Source organism: Clostridium sp. CS001 (assembly GCF_020443565.1).
GTDB lineage: Bacteria > Bacillota > Clostridia > Clostridiales > Clostridiaceae > Clostridium_AD.
This window is the reverse complement of sequence record NZ_JAIZZN010000007.1, coordinates 20,353-44,568: the sequence shown is the minus strand read 5'-3', so window position 1 is coordinate 44,568 and position 24,216 is coordinate 20,353. Positions and strand designations below refer to the sequence as shown.

General features: G+C 29.7%; 25 protein-coding genes. 14 read left to right on the top strand and 11 right to left on the bottom strand.

Annotation, left to right across the window (positions count from 1 at the left end; all coding sequences use genetic code 11):
- The first annotated feature begins 298 nt into the window (after window positions 1–298).
- The 4 genes from LGK97_RS06630 to LGK97_RS06615 all read left to right on the top strand — a co-directional run bounded on the left by LGK97_RS06630 (window position 299) and on the right by LGK97_RS06615 (window position 3,622).
- On the top strand, window positions 299–1,570 hold the full coding sequence (locus LGK97_RS06630; protein WP_226258970.1) for a tetratricopeptide repeat protein: 1,272 nt from the start codon (window positions 299–301) through the stop codon (window positions 1,568–1,570).
- A 58-nt stretch (window positions 1,571–1,628) separates the two neighbouring features.
- A complete protein-coding gene (locus tag LGK97_RS06625; protein WP_226258969.1) occupies window positions 1,629–1,766 on the top strand; it encodes a hypothetical protein in 138 nt (45 codons plus the stop codon).
- Between the two features lie 568 nt (window positions 1,767–2,334).
- A complete protein-coding gene (locus LGK97_RS06620; RefSeq protein WP_226258968.1) occupies window positions 2,335–3,198 on the top strand; it encodes a glucosaminidase domain-containing protein in 864 nt (287 codons plus the stop codon).
- A 265-nt stretch (window positions 3,199–3,463) separates the two neighbouring features.
- Window positions 3,464–3,622, top strand: coding sequence for a CopG family transcriptional regulator (locus LGK97_RS06615; protein WP_226258967.1), 159 nt, complete (start codon window positions 3,464–3,466; stop codon window positions 3,620–3,622).
- A gap of 40 nt (window positions 3,623–3,662) precedes the next feature.
- Here LGK97_RS06615 and LGK97_RS06610 read toward each other — a convergent pair whose 3' ends face one another.
- The 6 genes from LGK97_RS06610 to LGK97_RS06585 all read right to left on the bottom strand — a co-directional run bounded on the left by LGK97_RS06610 (window position 3,663) and on the right by LGK97_RS06585 (window position 7,370).
- Window positions 3,663–4,658, bottom strand: coding sequence for a replication initiation protein (locus LGK97_RS06610; protein ID WP_226258966.1), 996 nt, complete (start codon window positions 4,656–4,658; stop codon window positions 3,663–3,665).
- Window positions 4,659–5,022: 364 nt separating this feature from the next.
- On the bottom strand, window positions 5,023–5,256 hold the full coding sequence (locus LGK97_RS06605) for a DUF2922 domain-containing protein (RefSeq protein WP_226258965.1): 234 nt from the start codon (window positions 5,254–5,256) through the stop codon (window positions 5,023–5,025).
- Between the two features lie 43 nt (window positions 5,257–5,299).
- The gene (locus LGK97_RS06600; RefSeq protein ID WP_226258964.1) at window positions 5,300–5,524 is read right to left on the bottom strand and encodes a DUF1659 domain-containing protein; all 225 of its coding nucleotides are present in this window, start codon (window positions 5,522–5,524) and stop codon (window positions 5,300–5,302) included.
- 211 nt (window positions 5,525–5,735) lie between these two features.
- Window positions 5,736–6,521 carry a GIY-YIG nuclease family protein gene (locus LGK97_RS06595; RefSeq protein WP_226258963.1) on the bottom strand — a complete coding sequence of 262 codons (786 nt, stop codon included), beginning with the start codon at window positions 6,519–6,521 and terminating at the stop codon, window positions 5,736–5,738.
- Window positions 6,522–6,655: 134 nt separating this feature from the next.
- On the bottom strand, window positions 6,656–6,817 hold the full coding sequence (locus LGK97_RS06590; protein ID WP_226258962.1) for a YvrJ family protein: 162 nt from the start codon (window positions 6,815–6,817) through the stop codon (window positions 6,656–6,658).
- Between the two features lie 67 nt (window positions 6,818–6,884).
- Window positions 6,885–7,370 (bottom strand): sigma-70 family RNA polymerase sigma factor, encoded by a 486-nt coding sequence (locus LGK97_RS06585; protein ID WP_226258961.1) that lies wholly within the window; start codon window positions 7,368–7,370, stop codon window positions 6,885–6,887.
- A 494-nt stretch (window positions 7,371–7,864) separates the two neighbouring features.
- Here LGK97_RS06585 and LGK97_RS06580 point away from each other — a divergent pair, with 494 nt between their 5' ends.
- Window positions 7,865–8,473, top strand: coding sequence for a tyrosine-type recombinase/integrase (locus tag LGK97_RS06580; RefSeq protein WP_226258960.1), 609 nt, complete (start codon window positions 7,865–7,867; stop codon window positions 8,471–8,473).
- A gap of 310 nt (window positions 8,474–8,783) precedes the next feature.
- Here the strand turns inward: LGK97_RS06580 and LGK97_RS06575 are convergent, their stop codons facing one another.
- The 3 genes from LGK97_RS06575 to LGK97_RS06565 form a co-directional block, all read right to left on the bottom strand.
- A complete protein-coding gene (locus LGK97_RS06575) occupies window positions 8,784–8,924 on the bottom strand; it encodes a hypothetical protein (protein WP_226258959.1) in 141 nt (46 codons plus the stop codon).
- Window positions 8,925–9,115: 191 nt separating this feature from the next.
- Complete coding sequence (locus LGK97_RS06570; RefSeq protein WP_226258958.1) at window positions 9,116–9,274, bottom strand: hypothetical protein; 159 nt, start codon at window positions 9,272–9,274, stop codon at window positions 9,116–9,118.
- A 29-nt stretch (window positions 9,275–9,303) separates the two neighbouring features.
- Window positions 9,304–10,602, bottom strand: coding sequence for a tetratricopeptide repeat protein (locus LGK97_RS06565; protein ID WP_226258957.1), 1,299 nt, complete (start codon window positions 10,600–10,602; stop codon window positions 9,304–9,306).
- Between the two features lie 385 nt (window positions 10,603–10,987).
- On the opposite strand from LGK97_RS06565, the gene LGK97_RS20035 reads away from it, so the two are divergent.
- A complete protein-coding gene (locus tag LGK97_RS20035; RefSeq protein WP_413228423.1) occupies window positions 10,988–11,278 on the top strand; it encodes a Tn3 family transposase in 291 nt (96 codons plus the stop codon).
- Between the two features lie 265 nt (window positions 11,279–11,543).
- Here the strand turns inward: LGK97_RS20035 and LGK97_RS19930 are convergent, their stop codons facing one another.
- Together LGK97_RS19930 and LGK97_RS06550 are read right to left on the bottom strand one after the other, a co-directional pair.
- A complete protein-coding gene (locus tag LGK97_RS19930) occupies window positions 11,544–14,375 on the bottom strand; it encodes a CDC27 family protein (protein WP_226258956.1) in 2,832 nt (943 codons plus the stop codon).
- Window positions 14,368–15,594, bottom strand: coding sequence for an ATP-binding protein (locus tag LGK97_RS06550; RefSeq protein ID WP_226258955.1), 1,227 nt, complete (start codon window positions 15,592–15,594; stop codon window positions 14,368–14,370). The genes LGK97_RS19930 and LGK97_RS06550 overlap by 8 nt, the downstream gene beginning before the upstream one ends.
- A 1,089-nt stretch (window positions 15,595–16,683) precedes the next feature.
- On the opposite strand from LGK97_RS06550, the gene LGK97_RS06545 reads away from it, so the two are divergent.
- The 8 genes from LGK97_RS06545 (at window position 16,684) to LGK97_RS06510 (ending at window position 24,213) form a co-directional block, all read left to right on the top strand.
- Complete coding sequence (locus LGK97_RS06545) at window positions 16,684–17,454, top strand: DUF2087 domain-containing protein (RefSeq protein ID WP_226258954.1); 771 nt, start codon at window positions 16,684–16,686, stop codon at window positions 17,452–17,454.
- 3 nt (window positions 17,455–17,457) lie between these two features.
- Complete coding sequence (locus tag LGK97_RS06540; RefSeq protein ID WP_226258953.1) at window positions 17,458–18,744, top strand: MFS transporter; 1,287 nt, start codon at window positions 17,458–17,460, stop codon at window positions 18,742–18,744.
- Between the two features lie 291 nt (window positions 18,745–19,035).
- Window positions 19,036–19,509, top strand: coding sequence for an IS200/IS605 family transposase (gene tnpA, locus LGK97_RS06535; RefSeq protein ID WP_226258952.1), 474 nt, complete (start codon window positions 19,036–19,038; stop codon window positions 19,507–19,509).
- A gap of 239 nt (window positions 19,510–19,748) precedes the next feature.
- A complete protein-coding gene (locus LGK97_RS06530; RefSeq protein WP_226258951.1) occupies window positions 19,749–20,450 on the top strand; it encodes an NEAT domain-containing protein in 702 nt (233 codons plus the stop codon).
- Window positions 20,451–20,541: 91 nt separating this feature from the next.
- Window positions 20,542–21,294 (top strand): class B sortase, encoded by a 753-nt coding sequence (gene srtB, locus LGK97_RS06525; protein WP_226258950.1) that lies wholly within the window; start codon window positions 20,542–20,544, stop codon window positions 21,292–21,294.
- Window positions 21,295–21,378: 84 nt separating this feature from the next.
- Window positions 21,379–22,422, top strand: coding sequence for an ABC transporter substrate-binding protein (locus tag LGK97_RS06520; RefSeq protein WP_226258949.1), 1,044 nt, complete (start codon window positions 21,379–21,381; stop codon window positions 22,420–22,422).
- Window positions 22,412–23,407, top strand: a complete 996-nt coding sequence (locus LGK97_RS06515; RefSeq protein WP_226258948.1) for a FecCD family ABC transporter permease — start codon at window positions 22,412–22,414, stop codon at window positions 23,405–23,407. Before LGK97_RS06520 ends, LGK97_RS06515 begins: the two co-directional genes overlap by 11 nt.
- A gap of 8 nt (window positions 23,408–23,415) precedes the next feature.
- On the top strand, window positions 23,416–24,213 hold the full coding sequence (locus LGK97_RS06510) for an ABC transporter ATP-binding protein (protein ID WP_226258947.1): 798 nt from the start codon (window positions 23,416–23,418) through the stop codon (window positions 24,211–24,213).
- Window positions 24,214–24,216: the final 3 nt, after the last annotated feature.

Here is a 24,216-nt window from a genome sequence, read left to right as displayed (position 1 = left end):
TCTGTTGATATTTATTTGGTTTTTATTTTATGATTTACGCAACTTTTATTAAATTTTATTTATTTATTTATTTAAATGAAATAAGCCTATGTTAATATCGATAGTTCATAAAATCATACTTAATTAGAGTAACTTGTAAGTATAAATAACTATTTTAAATATATTTTTTAATAAACATATTTATATGTGAAGGTATAAAAACAAATATATGTTTATTTTTGTTTTTATATTTGTTATACTAAATAAAAAGTAAAAGAAGCAATAAAAAGACTAATATAGGTAGAAGAGGTTGGTATATGTGGAATTTTCTAATTCAGCACAGAGATTAAAAAAATTAAGAATACAATTAAATATGAAACAGCAGGATTTTCAGGACGATGATATGACAAGTAGTTACTATAGCATGCTTGAAAATAACAAAAGAAATTTAGGGTTTGATACAGCATCAAAAATACTTGTAAAATTCAAAAAAAAAGCAGGACAATTAGGTATAGACCTTGATATTGATGCAAATTATTTAATGATGACTCCAATAGAAGAGGCAAGAAATTATTGCTTGGGTAATTTAGAAGAACAAATAAATAAGGAAAAATCTATAGAACTTATTGATATAACTAGAAGATATGAATTAGAAGAAGTAGAGGCTGAAATATATAAGACTTTAGCAGACACCAACTACAATAATCGAGACTACCATAATGCATTTTTAAATTATAGTGTTTCTGTAGACCTTTTTAAAAACTCTACTAATATAAATTATATATCATACCTATATAATAGACTTGGAATGTGTAAATTTTCAATGCTTGAATATAGTGATTCAGCTATGTACTTTAATAGAGCACTTTATTATTCAAGGATATATGATGATAAAGTTACGACTAATCATTCTACATATAATATTGCAAAATGTTATAAAAAACTAAAAAGATATGATGAAGCAATTCCATATATAGATGCATTTATATCTGAATGTAATCAGAGTGAAAGAGCTGATGATTATATTTATGCACAGAGCTTGAAAGCAAATTGTTTAGATGAAATGGGAAATATTGATGATGCTATTCTGATATATAATGAACTACTCCTGAAAATTCCTGAAATAACAGCTCATTCAAAGGCGTATGTCTATAATAATTTAGGCTCACTTTATCTTAAAAAAGATGAGCATATTGAGAGCTTAAATTATTTTAATAAATCGCAAAGAATAAGAAGTAAAGTAGATAAGATTAATTTATCGCACACGCTTATAGATAAATCTGAAGTCTATATAAAACAAAAACTATATGATGAAGCAATTATGCTTATAAATCTCGGTATTGATATGGCTAACATATACAATGATAATGAATATTTACTAAGAGCATATTATCTTTTAGTTAATATATATACGTTAAATGAGGATTTCGGTAATGTTGAGGAAAACTATAATAATATTATTAGTATTTTGAAAGATAAAAAAGATAATAATAGTTTACTGAAAATATACATGAATCTAATGGAGTTTAATTTTGAAAGAAATAACTATAATAAAGCTTATGAATACTTAAAACTGTCACAAAATATATAATAAATATCAATAACATATTTGTTATAATTTTCAAATGCTAGAAATGGAGGACTATAATATGAATAAAAAATATTTTAAGAACTTATGCATAACGCTTACGGTAACTATGTTTTTATTTATTCTAGGATTAGCTACCCCTAACAATGAAGATCCACCACTATTAGGAAAAACCATAAGCACAGAATATCATATTTAATAAGTAAAGGGGCCGTCTCAAAATAGAAATTACTTTCTATTTTGAGATAGTCTTTTTTATTTTAAAATAAAAAACGGATTCCGAGGAATCCGCTTTTCGTATATAATTTATATATGATTTATTACAAAATTACACATAAGAATTATAACAATAATTGCAACTTTTATCAACTAGTTTTACCTGTTGATACAGGAGTTTTAATACCGGAAAATGATTCAGTGAGACTGCTAAGCCAAATAAAACTATATCTATGTCAGTCTGCATAATGGAATTGATTTATGCCTATTTAAAGAAATCAAATCTATATTAATAAGGGTCAATACTGTATATACTACATTACTTAATATAAACATTAAGAATAACAATTTGTAAAAAGGTATCTCCAACACTTCTCTTAATTTCACAATCAGAAAATATTCACGAATATATCTATTACGATCACAACTACTCTAAGATTGATTGTCTTAATAACATTCCCTACCCTAAATAAAATAATCCCCTCCAAATCTAAAAAACCTCCCTCTTCCTCCATATATATAAGTTAAAACCCCAAAGGAGGAATCATCCCATGAACAAAACCCAAATAATAAAATCCCTAATCCCTGGAGCCTTACTATCCTATAAAAAATACAACATTCTCCCTTCACTCACCATCGCTCAAGCCATTTTAGAGACCGGCTGGCTACAGCATGTTAAAGGTAATAATATCTTTGGCATCAAATGGACAACAGGCTGCGGCTATGAAGTTCAAGAACTTAACACCCATGAATTTATTAATGGAGTCAAAACCCCCATGGTATGCAAATTTAGAAAGTATGGCTCCTTAGATGCTAGCTTACTAGACCATGGAAAGCTTTTAAGATTTAGTAGGTACAAATCTGTAATAACATCTAAAAACTACAAAGAGGCCTGCCAAAACGTTTATACATCGGGTTATTGCACTGACCATGAGTACCCTAAAAAACTTATAGCCATAATTGAAGAAAATAAGCTTTACATTTATGATGCTGCTCCTAAATCTGAAATCTCTAAAAATACATCGGCAGAAGATATTAAATATCTACAAAAGTGCTTAAACCTTATGAAAATAAGAGACATAAATAATAATGACTTAGTTATTGATGGAGTAAGTGGTCCACTAACCATCAGCGCAATTAAAAAGCTCCAGGATATACTTAACCTTTCTATGTATGGCATATGTGGACCAGAGATATTATCTGAAATTAAAAGCATTATGGAAAAGCCACTATGTAGCCTTAATAGTACAATCTATAAAACAGCTATAAGATACATCCAATGGAGAACTGGAAGCGCTATCGATGGAATTTATGGAAATGAAACTGCCCGCCTTGTTAAGGCCTATCAGAAAAATAACAAATTAGCAGCGAATGGAATTGTAGGCAAGGATACCTGGCAATATTTACTCTCTTGAATTTATGGTAATATCTGTAAAAATCCTTTATACTATTACTGTGTTACATAATTAAATCATCTTATTCCAGGCTTTAATGTTAATTTATTATATACATCTGTGTCAGATAGAAATTATAACTTCCTATTCTTAGGCTGAAATTAATTATTTATTATGGCATGAACCTTCAATTTATATACCTAGGATGCTTTCCTTCTGAAATGTTGTTAACTTAACTATCTATAAGCTTATTTTATGTAACACACAAATATTAAGAGGTGATATTATGGCCCGTGGAAGAAAAAAAACTGAAAACTCTAAAAGTGAATTAATTCATATAAGAATAAGTGAGGAACTATCTAAATCCTTAGAGAGCTTCTGCACTGCAAGCAATATAACTAAGAGTGAAGCGGTGAGGCTTCTACTCGAGAATCTTCTTAAATAAAAAAACAAGGATAAGATATATATAATATCTACCCTTGTTTTTATTCTGCTAACGACTCGCAATCCCACCCTAAAAGCTTTTTCTCTAAATCCTCAAAATCATAGGTTCTTTGATCATAGTCATTAAATGTAGATTGCTTTGTTTGTATTAAATAATTATCTTTAATAGCTTTAATTACCCAGCCTACAATATTATTTATTTTACCTTGGCTACTTGCAATTTTATATTTTTCTTTTATAAGCTTCATGTCCCCACTTGCAACATCTAAAATTTTTCTTGCCTCTAGTGGCGTAATATCATTTGTGAATATGTTTTGCACAGCTATAATATCTGAATCATCATCAATACCTATAGCTATCTCCGCGCTTCTTGCTGACTTAATTGAAAATCTAAGAGCGGTAACTTTATTTCCAGTCTTAACTTCCTCATATTTAAAACTAATATCCGAATTACTATTTATCTCTTCATATGCTGGCTCTAATGCAAATCGCCTAAAGTCAGAGTATTTTTTATAACTCTTAGGACATTGAAGTTTTTCTCTAAGAGCATCAAGGTTGTCTATTCTCCAACCAGTATCTTCAAAGCTTTTTAAATAATAATAAAATCTTTTACTATAAATACAATTAAAATTTAATGTGTACTTGATATGATAATAAATTCTTTTTTTAACTTCAAGAAACATATTTTTAAGTTCACTATCAATTTTCAGTACAATTTTTCCTTCTCTATTTTTATAATGTATTTTAGAGAACCATGGATAATATATTTCTTCACTTCTTTCTTTATCTACTATTAAAAATCCTTTACCCTCAAAGGATTTTACTGCTTTCTTTAAGTCACCGTAAATATTGTTTTTATCTTTAATATTATATAGCATTTTATATTTATTAATATCAATACTGTATTCTACGTTATCATCATCCTGAATTTGAGTAAAAAGCATATCTAAAATATCATTTTGACGTGATGTTAAAGCAAATCTAGCCTCTATAACCTTTTCAGGCCTTACTGCTATCAGTTCACCCTTTTTATTCATATGTATCCCCCAATGCAACTCTAATAACAATATTTTACCAAACAACAAGGTGAAATGCAAACACTTAATTCACCTTAAAAACAACGGTCATTTTCTCACCTTTTAACGGTCAATCTCTCACCTCACTACAGTCATTTACTCACCCCTAAACGGTCAATCTCTCACCTTTCTACAGTCATTTACTCACCTTTTGTCGGCTGTAGCCCTTGGTATCAGTTACGTTGAAGCACCCCTACTATACATACTATACTGTTACTATACTATTACTATACAACAACTGTTGTTGTTTTAACGGTCATTTACTCACCTTTCTATTTTAAATAAAAAAATATTCCACCAAGATCTCCTTAGTGGAATATTTTCACTATGCTACTTCAATATTATTAGTATCAGTATAAACTGTCTTAGCATCTTTCTTGCCGGTTAAGTTACCATTAATTGATTCAAAAATATTCTTTGCAATGACTAAATTCATAAGAGTATTAACTTCGGCTTCTGTTATAGTTGCTCCGGTTTCATTTGCTTTGATGTCATCTACAGTTAAAGTAAAATATTTACCTTCTACAGATGTCAAAAATCTCATAACTAATTTATGCATATAATTTTTCCTCCTTTTAATTATTTAGCTCAAATGTAGTAGACTATGATTTAGATAAGCTGTACTGATCTTCTTTGCTTAGTCCAACCAATGGATATGTTTTAATGTTAGATATTGCTTCGCCTACAGCGAAAATATCTTCATCCAATGCAGTAACCTTTAAATTACTTAGTGTTTTTGTAGCCACCTTATCCTTGCCTTTTTCGTCAACTCCTACTTTCATAGTAAGCTTTAATGCACTTGCTACCTTTGTAGATTCTACTGCCATAATGAATCACTCCTTTCTTTTTTTCTTTTCACTGAATATATATGCTCTTCTAAAAGTTTTTGCGGATTTTTTGAAAATAAAAATAAAAACAAAAAAGGTATAGTTAATGAACTACGCCTTTGCCTTCTCTAAACTGCTTATGTGATGTTAATTTATTCCAAACCCTGTAAATAATAATATCATTCTTTAACTCTTATTAATGATTTATACCTTAATATATAAAATAGTCACAAAAGTATTTATCTAGTATGTGCTTATTAACATACAAAATAATGTCTTTGGTTTTTTTATCTAAACTTATTCCTGAAATCAAGTTAGCATAGCAAAAACCTTTGCTAATCCTTTTTGGACTAATAATATAAGTATTTATTTCCAAACTAAAATTATATCGTTCAGAATTGGTGAACATATCCTCTCTATCATTAAAAATAAAATTATATTCATTATCTATTAATTCACATTGTCCTTTTTTAATATCTTCTAAAAGTCCTCTGAAAAATATATTATTACCTTTTATCTGAAAAAAATTAAGTTCTGTTTTTGATGAATTACTCCAATGATATAAAGCTTTTGATGAATTTAAAAAATCTACCTTATCACCTTGATTTATTTCGATAGATTCTTTTAACAGTTCTTCTATTTCATATTTACGTTTTTCGTTAACACCAATAGATCGTTTAACTTCTGATTCTTTAGGCTTACCGATATCAAGAAATTTTGTTAATTCAAACTTTTTGAAACTTAATTCCTTAATCTCAAATGTAGGTGACTCATTATAAACAATGGCTTTATTATATTTAGGGTTCAATTTATTAATATAATATATTTCATAGATATCCATATCTATTTTGTTTTTACATTCAGCAATTGCAATATGAGTTATTTCATTTTTCCATGGCTGTAGCGCCATGTGATTTCTTAATCTTGTATGAAAATTATTTGTCTTTCCAACATAAAGTAAGTTGTTATTATTATAAATGTTATATATACCATACATTTTAAATCACCTCTAAATATATTATAAACTCAAAATGAGTAATTATAATGTAAACTCACTTTTAAAAGTGAAAAACTTTGATGTGAATAGCTTTAAACAATCTATAAAAAATAAGGATACCTAATCAGGTACCCCTATTTCTCAGATTTTCCTATAACGGTGGATATAGCTGCTGTTAACTCAGAGATAGACTTATTGAGATCCTCAATTTTCTTTTCAAATCGAACCAGCAAAAACACACTCACACCTATAGGGAAGCCAACTGTATTAACCAGTTTGATAAATGCATCATACATGAAACATTCCTCCCCTCACCGTCATAACTAATATATATGCCTTTTCTAGTTGTTTTCTATAAGTTTTCTAAATATATTTTTTAAGCTTCTCCAGTGCCTTATTTTTAATCTTCATATAGTCATAATAACTATACTCACCTTCGCAGGCTATTTCCTTTAAACTATCCTGGATAAGGTAGAATCTTTCTACAACTGCCCTTTCAAGAGGAGCTAGTTTTTCCAGGGCTGCATATAACCTCTTAGCTTCGTCATATGCAATAATTTCATCTTCTAAGGTAAAACTATAAGGGTCCGATACATTTGGTCCTATAGGCTCCGAGTTTGGAACTTCTCGATAGTGTTTAATTTTTCCCTTTAACAATGCTTTGAAATTAGTTCTAATAGAATGTATACAGTATCCATCAAAAGTATTGCTGCCCAGGTTATAAAGACTTACTGCTTTTATAACAGAAAGATAACCCTGCTGGACCAGATCATCAAATTCGTAGGAGGGTATGTGATACTGACCAGCTAACCTGATTATCAAAAACTTATATCTTTCAATAATATTCATAAGGGATCCTCTGTCTCCGTTCTTTGCTTTTTCAACTAAACTCTCCAGAATAAACACCACCCTTTTATTTTATATATCTATTATACATATTTTACAATAGTTGTTAAATAACTTTTTTAATATAATTAAAGGCAATGTATAAAAAATAACAATGGGTAAAAAACAGCCTGCTAATAATTATTACAAATTTTGTAATGACATATATTGTAATTGTAATAATCTCTAAGTGGTACTTTTCCAATCTGACACAAGCACCTTGTGTCAGATTAAGAATGGCTTAAATACTGGTGTTGTATATTTATGTAAATACCCATATTTTTTTAATCTGACATATTGATTATTATTATAAACTTGTGTAATATATAATGTATAATGTTTAAATTGTGACAGAATAATATAAAATAATTACATATTATTTTGAATATTCGACTATATTTACCAATATTGTGTATGGATTAACTTATTGTTAAACAATTAACGAAAGGTGGAAACAAATGAAGGCAGTTGAACCTATAAGAGACATAAAGATTATAAAGATTATGAGAACATATTTAAGAGGTCAAAGTACTAGAAATGAACTTCTTTTTATATTAGGAATAAATGTAGGACTTAGAATAAGTGATATTTTAAAATTAACATTTGAAGATCTTATCAACTTTAATACTATGAATATTAAAGAATACGTAGTTATAACAGAAAAGAAAACTTCAAAAACAAAAAAGTTTTACATCGGCCCTATAGTAAAAAAATTAATTGAAATATATATAGCAGAGATTCAGAATATAAACCAAGATACATATGTTTTCAAAAGTAAGAAGTATGAAAACAAACCAATATCTCGCCAGCATGCCTGGTATATTTTAAACTATGCTGCTGAAATGATCGGGATAGTTCAAAGAGATATAAAAGGTAATATAATATCAGGTGAAATCGGAACCCATACCATGAGAAAAACCTTTGGATATCATGCATATAATAATGGAACTTCTCTGGAGCTTCTAATGGATATATTTAATCACTCATCCAAGAGTCAAACATTAAGATATATAGGGATAACGGAGGATCAGAAGAAGGAAGTTTATCTGCAGAGTAATTTGGGATAATTGTTTAGCGTATATACGTTTCAATTTTTAAGTTACATTTAACCCATTGAAAAGTATTATTAAAAGAGTATATATTAGTACCAATATTCCTATTTTTTTTAGTCGCTATTATGTTTTATATTTATCTATATAAAATTCATGGCCAATCAATTCCACATATAATATAAGTTATAATGATGAATTAGTTATAAGCATAAATAAATTTATACCCTACGTTGATTTGAATTGATATCAAAAATCAATTCAATCAGATTAAAAAGGTAGAGAAGTATGTCTACAAATGCATATCTACCAAACAATTGCCATAAATTTATTTATTATTTTCAACCACTTCATTAACATTTTTAGCCTTTGGAATACTTCCATCCTTCTCCAATTCTTCCAATAGCATTTTATATTTTAATTGATATTTTCCTATGTCCTTATTATGATTCAGCTGCTCCTGTTTCAATCTACTAGTTAACTCCTGTTAATATTGCATCTAAAACATATGATTTTAGTATGTTTTTGTATAACTCAATTTTGCAATTAAACTAATAAAAAAGATCTAAGGGTACAAAGTAATCCTTAGATCTTTTTTATTAGTTCAACTTAATTACGATAGTGTTCATCTGATTTATATAAGATTATTCAATCTATGTACTAACCCCATGGACCATCCTGACAAGGACTTATGATAATATCTACTTGAGTTGATATTAATGGTTTGGAATTGATTTTTTCTGTAATTACGGTTAATAGTAAAGTTAATGTTAAACAAGCAATACATAAACTTAACGGTTTTACCAATTTATTTCTCATATTGCATTCACCTCCTGTGTATGTATATATTATACATGCGAAACGCAACATTTACTACTTATTTCTAGTGACATTGTTAAATATTTTTTAGTTTCCTCAATATTATTTTGGTCTAAGAATAGGATAGATAATTTATTATATACTGAAACTAATTCACTATATTTATTTAATATCTTTAAAAAGTAAACAATGTTTAAATAAACCCTTTTTAAGTTTGAATAATCGTTTAGTAGTTCATATATATATATAAGTTCGTAATTGCCTTTTATTAAGCACTCATAATCCATAATAGAGTAAGCTTTTTCCAACCCTTTTTCTATTAATGTTATAGCGTCATTATAAAGACCTTTCTTAATAAAGATACCCGATTTTTCTATGATAGTATGACAAAGATTATCTGGATCAATCCTAATTCTAAGTTGCTCAGCCTTATCAAAATACTCCAAACTATTATTAAAATCATCTTTATTTAAATATGCTAATCCTAAATTATTATAAATATATCCGAGTATTGGATTATTACAATTTATGTTTTTACTTAGTAGTGAATCATATATATCGATAGCAGTATTAAATTCTTTCTTAACCTCATAACAATTTGCCTTAAGAATATTTATATTAATATATTTTTCAAAATCTTCTTCTTTGCTAAATAAGGTTAAAAATTTTCTAATAGTTTCTAAAGCTAAGTCTATTTTATTTAATTTAATATAGCATTTAGCTATATTATACTTAGCTCTTTTTTCTATTAATTTATCCTTATACATTATTGAATAACGCTCAGATAGATAAAAAAAGGACAATGCTTCTGTATATTGTAGTAGCATAGCTTTGCAAAGTGCGATATTCAAATAAAGATAAGGTATTGTTTCACTTTGATTAATGTTTTTAAAAATATCGATAGAATTATTATAATTAAAAAAAGCTTCATCATAATCTTTTTTATTAAAGTAATACTCACCTAAGCTACTATAGCCCATAGCTTTAATCTTTGATAAATCAAATTTATCAGCTATTTCAAGGACTTCTTTAATTTCTTTATCGTTATTTACTTCTTTAAGTTTTTTTAAACAGTATAACTCAGCATCTTCACTTGGAGAACGTAACAAAAAGGCAGCATCTATTTTTAATTCAATATCAAGTTCCTTAGCCCTTTGTTGAAATCTTTCAACAAGTTTTGAAGCAACATTGGAGCTTATTTCTCTTTGTCCTATTTCAATCATACTAATAAGTCCTCTAGTAAGGTTCTCATCTACTAAATCTCCTTGCTTCATTTTCAAGTACATTCTTGTTGACTTAAGCTTTTCTGCATTAGTCGAAAATTTCATTCATATCACCTTTCATTCAGTTTTTATCATTAATTATAACATAAGATATTTGACTAAATATTAAAACAATCTTTATATATATGTTTCAACTTTAAAACTACATTTAAATTACTGATAAATGTTCGTTCAGAACGTAAAGTAATTGTACAAATATTATTGAAACATATATATTAAAAAACTAAGTGCAACAATTTTCAATAATATATGATAAACCAGATCCTTCTATACCGTACTATAAATATATAAATTTGGTTATAGAGTGTAAGTATAACATTTGGTGTATTAATCAAACAGTTATTCCTCTTGAAATGATTGATTCCCACATTCCCTTAATAATATTTTCTTGTGAATGCTCTTACACAAATCGTTGCCTCATCCTATATAGATAACCTTTCAATTATATCTAAGGTTCATTAAGTTTTGGGAACATGAATTTCAAGCGCAATTTCAAAAATCAAGTTGTTTAAATATTATTTTAAATGCAATAGTAATTTGGAATACAAAATATCTTACAAAATCTTGGAATCATTATGTTAAGGAAAATTCTGAAACCGATGAAACACTATTAAAACATATATCTCCTCTTAACTGGGAACATATCAACTTCCTAGGTGAATATTCTTTTGATGTCAATGTACAGTTTGAGACAGATAATTTAAGAAAACTTAATTTATAATGGGATAACTCGTCAATATTTCCTGTTGGTGTGATTCAGAGAAATGTTGGCGAGACCCCTTGTATATTTAATTCGAATTCTAAGTTTTTATGCTAAACAAATATAATCACCAATATAAAAAACAAAACACGAGCGTAAAAACCCGTGTTTTGTTTTTTATATTAAGAGTTCTATGAAATTTTCAGTAATGTTTAACTGTAATCACTATAATCATAATAGAAACAATGAGAATATACCATTCTACTAACTAAATAAAAACTATAAATTATTTGGTTAACATTTTAAGGACTTTGTTAAACAAAGGATCTGCACTCCATACTTGAGCTATTCTCGATTTTGGATTTTCTAAAGCATCAAATAACGCTATGATAATCTCAGGTATTGAAGTTCCATGAATTTCTTCCCATTGATTAAATATTTTCTTTAACCCTTCACTATTTATTTTTTCTTTTTCATTGCTGGAAGCATAACAAATAATAAATTCCATTATCTTCTCATTTGTTTTGTTTTCATCAGAATAAAGCAAAGATAAAATATCCAGGAAGTACCGTGAGCATATTAAGAAGTCTTTTTCTGGTGATTGATTATTTAAACGCAATATAGTTTCTCCTAGAAAATAAAAATATAATTGTTTAAGTTCTTCCTGTGGTTTTAATACCTTTAATTCCTCTAATATACTTGCAAATATAATTTCTATACCATTGAATTTGTTTAAGCTTATAAGATTGGTAATCGCTTCTATTTTTTCATTTAGCGTTGATGACGCATTTATTAATGTGGCTACTGCATCTTTTTCATTGAAAATATTAGTGGCCATATTTTTTATAGTATTTAATACACGTATATCTTTTGCAGAATATTTTTCTTTACAAGATATATATAAATTTAAATAGTAATATGATTTATCAAAGTTTTTTAATTTTTTGTATGAAGTTCCAATTCCAAAGTAAATAGATTCATCAGCACATTGTTTTTTTACTGCCTCCTCTCCGTAAAGAACAGCTTCTTCATACTCCTTCAGTGCAATTAAATTTGATATGATACCCTTATATATTGACTTTTGTCCAGATAAAGACGGACTTAATCCAAGGGCTTTTTTTAAATATATCAATGATTTATTATATTCTTTTAATTCACGATAATTTATACCAATTATTGTATGGAATCTACATTCATACTTTTTATCTTTTAATATTTTTTCACAGCATTTTATTGAGTCTTCATATTTTTCTAATGAAAAATAACACAATGCTATAATCATATATATATAACCATCATTTCTACCTAATTTTATAGCTTCATCGCAAGCTACTATACATCTTTCATAATCCTTTGACTTAAAGTAAATATCTACTAATCTAACAAAGGCATTTACATCGTTTTTATTAATATCTATAGCTTTAGTTATGGTTTCTATAGCTATACTATATCTACCCATTTTGCAATAAACAGTTGATAACTCAATAAGTAATTTAGCTAATGTATCAGAATCATCTGGTTCTAATGCTATTAATTCCATAAAATCTTTTTCTGATTCTTTATATTTACCAATATATGAATATGCACAGGCTCTTCCAAAATACAAAACAAATGCAGAATCATGATTTTTTAGTTCTAATTCATTTGAAGTTTTAACTATTACCTCTTCCCAATTTTCTTCATCAAATAATTTTGATATTTCATCAGTTATATCATTATGCCTATCATTATTATTAATAAGCGCTAATAAATTTTTATTATGAAATTCATCTTGCTTAAGTAATAATGCTTTTTCATAAAGAGGCTTAAACTCTTCATTAGAATTATCTATCTTTTCCTTTAAGTCATTCTCACTAAATATTAGAACCGCAAGCTCTGATATCCACCTTATGCCATCTTCTCTGCATGTAGCCTGCCTTACTTGAAACCATATACGAAAATAATAATCTGATACAATATAAAACTTCTCACTTTTTTTAATCTCTTTATTAGGTTCCATTTCTAATACTCTTATCATTCCATCATCTACAAGTCGTTTAATATTTTCATTAACTATACCTACTGGCTCATTGAGATGTGATGATATCTCTGAAACTGTTTGAGCTGGATTACCGGTGCAAAGGGTAGAGAGTATCATTTGCTTTGTACCACTTAAACTATCCATTTCTGATTTGAAATATGGTGTTAACTCTGTAATTTGAGATAATATATTAGTAACTCCTAAATTTTCATTTTCTAGTATTAAGTCGTATAAAAATAGAATTAGTCTTGGACTTCCATTGGTCATAATATTATATAATTTTATTTGACTTTTAGATTTTTCTATACGGTCATCTAAATTAATGCAATTATCTGGATTGTTTTTATTCCTTATTAAACACTCATTTCTAAGAAGTTCAAAAACTTCGTCATCAGTTAGTCCATCCAATCTTCTTATTTTAAAGAAATTATAGAAAGGCTCTCCATACTTTTGAACTTTATCAAATAGTGTAACAGCACTACCTATTAAAAGTAATGGACTTGAGCTCTCTATTAAAAATGCCCTTAAGGTTTTTAAATCTTCAGCTGCAAATTTAGTACCTAATAAATCTTGAAGGTTTTCTACAATAAAAACAATTTTGCAATTGGTTATTTTATATATTTCTCTAATAATAACAAAAAACTTTTTCTGCTGATCTGACCTTTCTATAAGTTGCTCTGATTTAGATGTCCTTACTAATGGTTTGTTTATTTCTTTAAAGCCTTTTTCAAGTTTTTTAAGTTGCTGATACGTATCGTCTTTCTCCCCAAAGATTTTGCTATCATTAATTTCATTGAATATTCTTAAAATGCCATCCCTCAAGAAATGATACATAGAAGTTACATATAAATCTTCTGAGAATATGATAGGTATATAATTTTCCCTCAAAATCTCATTTTCTTTTATACTATAATACATCATTTTCATAAAATGAGATTTACCACTTCCTCTTGGACCAACAACAAGAAAGCTTTGAGATGTTAACTTATTGCTTTTAGGTTTTAAATCTCCCATTAAATCTTCTAAATATTTTTTTCCACTAATAAAAGTACTTTTTAAATCATTTGCATCCTTCATGTGCGGATCAAATTTATACACAGATATCCTCTCCTTTATCATATCTGAAATGCTTATGCCAGTAATCTGCTAAAATCCTTGATATAAAAGTGTACTTATCATCATCATTAATAATATAACCTTCCTCTTCAAGCCTGATTAACAAATCTAAAAGCTTTTGTTTCGTTTGAAGCCTAGCGCCAGTAAGTGCATATATATCCTCAAAATCAAGTACAGCAGCATATAGATGTGCTAATATAATTTTTGCACAGTCACCATCTGTAGCATTAAAATGTTCCATTAGCCTTGAATGATAATCTTCAAGGGCCTCACTTGTTTTACTTGTAAGCTCATGGTAAATCTCTTTTATCTCCTCGGCCTCTTCAATTATCTGACCTGTACTACAATTTTCAACAATACAGTCTGCAAATAGTTGTATAAAGTAATGAGCTTCTTTGATCAATTTTTCTTCACAAAACTTTAAAGCGTCCCCTTTTATCTCTATTTCCTTACTTTTTAATAAACATTTAAAAAACAGCTGACTATCTTTCTTATTTAATGGCTTTAATTCTATCTCCTTCATATCGTTTATAAGGTCCTGAACCTGAAGTTCCCTTAACACTGACTTAATGCTTATGGACCCCGTTATAACCATTTGAATTTTCTGATGATTTCTTAAAGTTCTTAACCATCTTAAAAACTCTATGGCGTCATTTTTACCATATTTATTTTGAATATCCATAACAAAATCTGAAATTTCATCTAGGATTAATATAATATTTTTGTCGCGAAGTTTTATTAATATGCTCATTAAATTTTCCATCATATCATGGTTGCTTTTATCAGATAATCTGCCTATTGAAATTTCTGCTTCACAAATAGATACCTTGTTAATTATTTCTGATCCTTTATTAATGATGTTTTTAAATAGATCTTCAACTTTCATAGAAAAAAATTCTATACTACTATGTTCTTTTTGTTTCATAATCAAGTCATAAAACTCTTTAAGAGAATGTACTCTATGTAAGTCAATATAAATAGCAGTTAATTCTGATTCATATCTTCTCATACACTCCCTTACATAACTTGATTTACCCCATCGTCTAGGTCCAGGTATTAAAACACTAACCCCTGGTTTTAACAAAGTGTCCTTTAAAATTTCTAACTCTTTTTTACGTCCAAAGAAATTTTCACCCTCAACTGGTGCCCCTGGAATAATCTCTATAGGTTTTATCTCTTCATTTTCTACTATTTTATCCATATTCCCCACCCCTTAAACACGTTTCAATATTTTACTATATAATAATTATATATATTATAACTAACATAGTCAACAAAATTGTTTAGTAAATATCTGTGTTGAGTAATATATATTAGTTGTTATGCTATTGAATTTACTTTAACATTCATTAACTCACCAAAGCACTTAAGTATTCTATGATATTCGTTAATGACCCTTTAACCACATTCGACCGTGGCTTAATTCAAAAACATAACGCTTCTAAGTTCCTAAGATAATCTGGTCCAATAGTCCACGTCGCAAATGAGAGATTTGCAACATTCCGTAATAGGTGCTGGGCTAGGTGTAGTGGAGAATTTCGTCTAAGGGCCCTTAGACGAAATTCTTAAAGATTTTGTAGTTTTAATCTAACATACTCAAATAAATCCTCTAAATACACCTAAGTTCAAGTTCCAAAATAAAATTCGGAACTTGCCTATTGCTTCTGATTTCAGCTATGTTATTCATACCCATTTACGATAATTATTTTGATAACGGAATATTTACAACAATAATTTGTAAAAGTTCTAGCTCTCAAAAGTATATAATATTAGTTTAAATCATTCAAATACGTAGGTTTTAATCACTAAATAATAAAGTTTTTGTTGATTCTCTGAAAATAACTTAGTAAAACGGACATATATTACGCATTTAAAAATATTTTCATGTTTCTTAAAAGATGATATATGCAAAGTTAGTAGATTATATGTAAAAATGTTTATATATATATAGACAAAAACCTAATTTATGTGTAAAATTATTAAAGGGATCTATTAAAGTGTAGATGTGCAAAAAAAATTTAAACAGTATTAAAGTAATAATTAAAAGGAATTAGGCTTATTATTTTTTTAGCATGCATTATAGAGAATATAGTGAATCAAGTAGCTATGATATAAAATAATGGCATATTTGTACTATTATAAATTGGTATCTAATTATTTTAGTCAATATCATGAATATAACAACTCAAGTAAAAGGGTGCCTTGTGATTATGCTAATTGTCTACAATGATTTACAGGTGGTTTGTAGAAAATATAGAAGACTTATCAAATAAGTTAGAAGAGGTGTTTTATGGATATAAAAGAGAATGAAGTATTTTGGGGTGCAACAATAGCGGAGGTAGAAAAGGGCTTTGTAGAAAATAATGGGGAGTATAAATGTATAATTTGTGAAGAAACCTTTGAAAAGGGGCGTATTTATGAAATAAAGTCAGAATTGTATGATGCTAGAATGGCAACAGAGCTTCATATAGAAGAAAAACATGGTTCTATGTTGGAGTATTTATTGGGGCTTAATTCAGCTTTTACAGGAGTGTCGGAGGTTCAAGGAGCGATAATCACCTTAATTTCACAAGGCTTATCTGATAAAGATGTAGCAATAAAGGTTGGGGTGGCTCAGTCAACCATTAGAAATCATCGGTATAAGCTAAGAGAAAAAGAAAAGCAAGCAAAACTATTTTTGGCTATGATGGAGTTACTTTCAAAAAATACAAATAAAAAAATTAACAAGCTAGAGGATGCAGTTATATGTGATGCATCTATGACTGCGACTAGTTTAGATGACAGATATAATATAACAGACAAAGAAAAGAAAGATACTATTCATAACTGCATTGATGACAGTGGAGCATTGAAAAATTATCCAGCTAAAGAAAAAAAGAAGATTATAGTATTAGAAGCGATTGTTAAAACCTTTTCTAGGGGAAGACATTATTCAGAAAAAGAGGTTAATAGAGTTTTGAAAAGAATGTATGAGGATTATGCAACTTTGAGAAGAGACTTAATAGGGTATGGATTTATTGAAAGAACAAATGACGGTAGCAGCTATTGGGTAAAGGAGTAAGATATGAAAAACAATAATTTGAGAATGTTTATAGGCGGTAGATTTGTATCGATTTTAGGAAGTGGGATTCAAATGATTGTATTGCCACTTTATATACTTGACATAACGGGTTCGGGAGCCTTAATGGGTATTTTCTCAGTAGTAACAATTGTGCCAGCACTTATAATGGCACCTTTTTCAGGAATATTGGGTGATAGAAAAAACAGAAAAAATATAATGATAGTTATGGATTTGGGAAGAGGTGCACTTATTTGTCTACTTGGAATTCTTGCCATGACAGGACTATTCAATATCTATAGTTTGTTTATCGTACAGATTTTTATATCTATAATGGATAGTTTATTTAATTCCTCCTCGGCGGCATTGATGCCAGAATTGGTGTCCAAAACTGAACTTATAGAAGCTAATTCTGCCAAGAGTGGATTTGATGCAGCTTCTACGATTTTAGGACCTGCCTTAGGAGGTGCGATTTACGGGATATGGGGTATAAAAATGGTTTTTTATATCAATAGTATTTCCTTTATAATTTCAGCAATCCTCTCTATGTTTATCACTTACAATAAGAAATTAGTACAGAAAGAAGAAATAACTATGAAGTTACTTTTCAAAGAAAATTCCGAAGTCTTAAAATTTATTGTAAATAAAAAAGGGCTACTTCAGCTATTCTCTTTTGCTATGTTTGCAAATTTTTTGCTTGCGCCTTTATTTGATATAATACTGCCTTATGCACTAAAAAAGGGAATTGGATTTACTTCACAGCAATACGGCTTTATAATGGGCTTTTTAGCATTAGGTATACTATTGGGTAATATTGGAATATCTGTATATTTTAAAAAGTTAGGGTTGAGAAAACTTATGAAATATGGACTTGTTATTGAGACTAGTTTAAGAGTATTAGTTTGCGGCTTACTTCTGCCCAAAATAGCAGGACTTTATGGAGGCGCAACCTGGGGACTATTTATTACTATATCAGTTTGTTGTATTGCTATGGAGTTTTTCAACGCTTTTCTGAATACTCCAATTTCCACAAATCTTCAAAACTTGGTTCCAGATGAAATGCGTTCTAGATTTTTTTCTATACTTGGAATGTTTTCTCAAGGTGCCATGCCCCTAGGAGCCTTGGTATTTGGTACTTTACTTGATTATATGAAATATTATAATGTTTTGATTATTGTAAATACCTTATCAGTTTTAGTGGCTTTAGTATTTTTAATAAAGGCTTGTGATGAAGCTTTTGAAGCAAAATCTTGTGATGAAGCTTTTGATGAAGCCTTTGAAGAAAAAGCTTAAAGGTGAGAAATAGTAGATAGCTCTGCAAGTTTATATACATCGTGTTGAGCCGACATAAGTGCAAAAACGAGCCACACACCTGAAATTACATCCAATATGCGGCTCTATACTGTTTTATCGATGTTGCATCAAGCTTATTTGAGCTTGATGCATTTTATTGTATAACGAATACCACAGGTTATACCTGTGGTTCTAAAAAGCTTTTAGCTATGAGTAGAAAAAATAAAACCTCCGATGTAAAATGAAAGTGGGTTTGCCAACCACAACAAAATACAAAGGAGGAGTATCCAAATGGATAACAACAGTTTAGCACATAGTAAATGGAATTGTAAATATCACATAGTATTTGCACCAAAATACAGGCGACAGATAATATACGGGAGCATAAAAGCAGATATAGGTCAGATATTAAGGAAATTGTGTGAGCATAAGGGGGTAGAAATAATAGAAGCAAATGCATGTGTAGATCATATACATATGCTTGTAAGTATACCACCGAAATTGAGTGTTTCATCATTTATGGGATATCTGAAAGGTAAGAGTTCATTGATGATATTTGATAGACATGCAAACTTGAAATATAGGTATGGCAATAGGCAATTTTGGTGCAAAGGTTATTATGTGGACACGGTTGGGAGAAATAAAAAGATTATTGAACAGTATATAAAAAATCAAATACAAGAAGATATAGTAGCAGAACAAATTAGTATTAAGGAATATATGGACCCGTTCACGGGTGAGCCAGTAATAAAGGTCAAGAAATAAAACCCCTTTAGGGGTAGACTGTAAAAATTTGCGGTTGGCAGACCGTTCAGAATGTCTTTAGACATAAGCCAGTAACATGCCCTTATAGGGCTAGAGCAAACCACCCGTTTTACGGGTGGTCCTGATTTTGGTAAATTTCAAAGTTATGTGAAATTGTGGGTATGTTTTAAGACTTCAGTCATCGTAAGTTGGCGTGAAGTCTTTTATTTTTAAAATAATAATAAAGCGAGGATTATATTATGAAAACAATTTCAAGAAAACTAACAACGGGTATTTTAACAGCTATTATGACTATTTTTTTATTGACAGGAGCGGTTTTTGCTGCAGAGCCTCTTAAAAATGGAGAGTACACAATTGATGTACAAGCGTTAACTGATACTGGAGAAGTTTCAAAATTAGCTGATGCTGCAATAACAAAGCCAGTTAAACTAAATGTTATTGATGGAAAGATGTATGTAACGTTAACAATGAAGGAATCAATGTCTGGATTTTCTACTGGAAAAACTGCTAGTACCTTTGAAAAAGCTACTGTAGTTTCTCAAAATACTGATGCAAAGACTATAACTTATAAATTTCTTGCTACTAGCATAGACGAACCTATACTTACTAAAGTTACTGTGGCAGCTATGGGAAGGGATGTTAATTTCAAAATAAGTTTTGACAGGGCAACAATAAAAGATATTACACCAAAGCCTGCAACACCGGTAGCACCTGCAGCGCCAGTAACACCAGTAGTACCTGGTACTGTTAAAGATACTACAAAACCAGTTACGGCTCCAGTTGCAAATGGAAATACAACTACACCAGTGCAAGTTTCAAATCCTAAAACAGCTGATAACAGCTTTTCTGGTTTGGCAATGATTATAGCAATGGCGTCAATTATGTCAATTACCGTAATTGGATCACAAAAGATTAAGAATATGAAAAGTTCAGCTAACTAATAAAGGATATAAAGGAGGTTTTTATAACCTCCTTTATTCTTACAAATAAAATTATACCAATGCAAGTCAAATAATATAAGGGTGATTAATTATGAGAAAAAAGTTAACTTTAATTTGGATTGCAGTCTTTATATTCGCAGCATATACATTAATTAATTATAAGATAGAGAGTAATAGGAATCATGTGATATATAAAAATATTAGTATTACAAGGGATTCTACTTTAAATGAAGTAAATTTGAATTTTAATAAAATATTATTAAAAGATTTTTTAGCAAAAGAAGAAAATAAAATTTCAGAAAAATATAAACCTTTTATAACGTTAAATAAGGACGTTATAGGTTGGATTAAAATACCTAATACGGAAATAGATTATCCAGTATTCAAAGGGGATAATAATGAATTTTATTTAGATCATGATCCATATAAAAAGTCTAATAATCATGGAAGTATATTTATGGATTTTAGAAATAAAGGTGTAGCAGAGGAGCTTCATACAATACTCTATGGACATAACATGAAGGATGGCTCGATGTTTGCTGATCTTAATAAATATAAAGATTTAGACTTCTTAGATAAGAATCCAATAATTGAGTTTAGCACCCTTTATGAGGACATTAGGTGGGAGATATTTTCAGTTTACATTACAGATACAACTTTTGATTATATTAGAACTAATTTTGACAAAACAGAGGATCGCACAATCTTCTTGCAGCATATAAAGGAAAAATCCAAATTTCATAGAGATATTGCGGTTTCCGAAAAGGACACTATATTAACCCTTTCCACTTGTAGTTATGAATTTATCAATGCTAGACTTGTAATCCACGCTAAAAGAATTTAAGTCTATAGATATAATGTTCACACTGTATTATATGATTAACCATGAACCTAAAGCTTTATAAAGGTTCAAGAAAGGATGAATCACATGAAAAAAATACTGAAAGTCATACTAGTGTCAATGATAATACTGTGCCTTGTAGGGTGCAATAAAGATTCAGGAACTAGTACAAAAGTAAGCCCTAAAAATGATAATAATACAAAAAAGATATCCTCAATAGAAGTTGTTGGAGATAAGTATCCTTTGACTGTAAAAGATTATCTTAAAGATGAAACAATACTTAATAAGAAGCCTGAAAAGGTAGCGGTACTATCTGGAACACCACTTAATATTTGGTATGACTTAGGTGGTAAGTCAATTGGAACTTCGAATATTTCAGATAACCTTAAGCTTATTCCTGAATATAAAAATGAAATATTAAAGCTTCCTACGGTTGGAGTGGTTTATTCTATAGATATGGAAGCTGTTGTGGCTTTAAAACCAGACTTAATTATAGCTCAAGTAGGAACTCAGGGTACTCAAGCAAAAAAACTTAGAGAAATGGGCTTCAATGTAATAAGCACATATATTAGAGGTTTTGATGATGTACTTTCAACTTATAAAGCTTTTGGTCAAATATTAGGTCAGCAAGAAAAGGCGGAGGAACGTATAAACGAACTTAAGACTACTAAAGAAAATATAGTATCAAAGTTACCTTCAGAAGAAAAATCTGTGGCTATATTATATGTTACAGCAAAATCTGTTTCTGTAAAGCTTGACATTAGTATAGCAGGAGATGTAGCAAGAATTCTTAAACTTAAAAATATAGCTTCAGATTTGCCGCCAGACACTATTGGGTCCGAAACCACCCCTTTAGATATTGAGTATATAGTGGGTAAAAATCCTGACTATATATTGGTTGCAAGCATGGTTTCTGATGATAAAGAGGCGAAGAGAACAATGGAAGAGCAGTTTGAAAAGAATCCGGTTTGGAAGGGTGTGAAGGCAATCACAGAAGGTCGGGTAATTTATTTGCCGCAGCAATATTTTCTATATAATTCTGGTCCCTACTATGGTGAGGCAATTGAGTATGTGGCACGAAGCATATATCCAAGCATATATGGTAAGGTGGAAGATTTTTATGGAAAATAAGATTAATTTAAAGGATAGCAGGAAGTTTAAAGTTACAGTAATTCTAATTCTTGTTGCTATGGTAGTAATAGGTTTTATAATAGGAAATGCTATGGGAACCCTTAAAATATCGCCACAGCGTATATTTCATCTAATGATGAATGATGATGGAAGTGCTGAAAGAATGGTAATTTGGAACATTAGGCTTCCAAGAGTGATACTTGCAGCGTTAGTTGGAGTTAATCTTGCATTATCAGGTGCTATTTTACAAGGGGTTATGAACAATCCACTTGCTGACCCTGGAATTATAGGCATAAGCAGTGGAGCAGGGCTTTTTGCAATAATAATATTGGTTATATTTCCTCAGCATCAAGGTCTTGCACCAGCTGCAGCCTTTTGTGGAGCTATGCTTTCAGCCAGCATTATATATATGATGGCTTGGAAGGGTGGAATACAACCAATTAGAATAGTGCTTGCCGGGGTTGCAGTATCTGCAATATTTGGAGCAGGAATTTCTGCAGTGCTTGTGTTTTACAGCGATCGTATTCATGGAGCACTTACATTTATGAATGGAAGTCTATCTGCTAGAAGTTGGCCAGAGGTAAGGCTTATAATTCCTTATACGCTTATGGGACTTATTTTAGTAAATGTATTTTCAGAAAAGTTAAATATTCTTGTTATTGGTGATGATACAGCAAGGGGACTCGGGTTAAATGTTGAAGTAACTAGGCTTGCATTTACAGCTCTAGCGGCTATCCTTGCTGCAAGTGCAGTATGCGTTGTAGGCCTTTTAGGTTTTGTAGGACTTATTGTTCCTCATAGTATAAGACTTATTATGGGAAATGATTATAAATACATGTTTCCCGCTTCAGCTCTACTGGGTTCCGTTTTAGTGATATTTAGCGATACCTTTGCAAGAACTATATTAAGCCCTGTGGAAATTCCAGTAGGAATAGTTATGGCAGCACTAGGTGCACCTTTCTTCCTATATTTATTAAGAAGGTAGGGATGAGTATGAGTGAAAATATAATACTAAAGGTTGAAAATCTAACCGTAAGTTATAATGACCATAAAGTAATTGATAGTATAAATCTTTCCATTGAAAAAGAAAAAATCTATTCAATAATTGGACCTAATGGCTGTGGAAAAACTACATTACTCCGTGCCATGAGCAGAAATGCAAAGGTTAAATCAGGAAGAGTCCTCTTAGAAGGCAAGGATATATTTAAAACACCAACAAAATATGTAGCGAAAAAGATGGCTGTTTTGTGCCAGCGAAATGATACTTTATTAGAGGTTACAGTAAGAGATTTAGTTCAGTATGGAAGATATGCCCATAAAAAGTGGTGGAAGGGTAAAGAGGATGAAGATGAAACCATTGTGAATTGGGCAATAAACAAAACAGGGCTTGAGAATTTACAACATAGAAAGATAACTACACTATCCGGAGGGGAAAGGCAGAGAGCTTGGATTGCTATGGCTATAGCCCAAAAACCACAGATACTATTACTTGATGAGCCCACAACCTATCTTGACATAAGCCATCAGTTAGAAATAATGGAGCTAATATTAAAACTAAACAAGGAAGAAAAAATAACTATTGTAATGGTGCTGCATGATATAAGCCATGCAGCTAGGTACTCAGATGAGATTATTCTAATACATAATCAAAACATATTTAAGCAAGGAGATTCTTTCAGTATGCTAGAAAGTGGTGTGTTAGAAGAAGTATTTGGAGTTGAGGCTGAAATAATTCAAGATAAAGAAATGGGCAAACCAATATTTTATGCAAAAAGAGTACTGGGGAGATGAGTT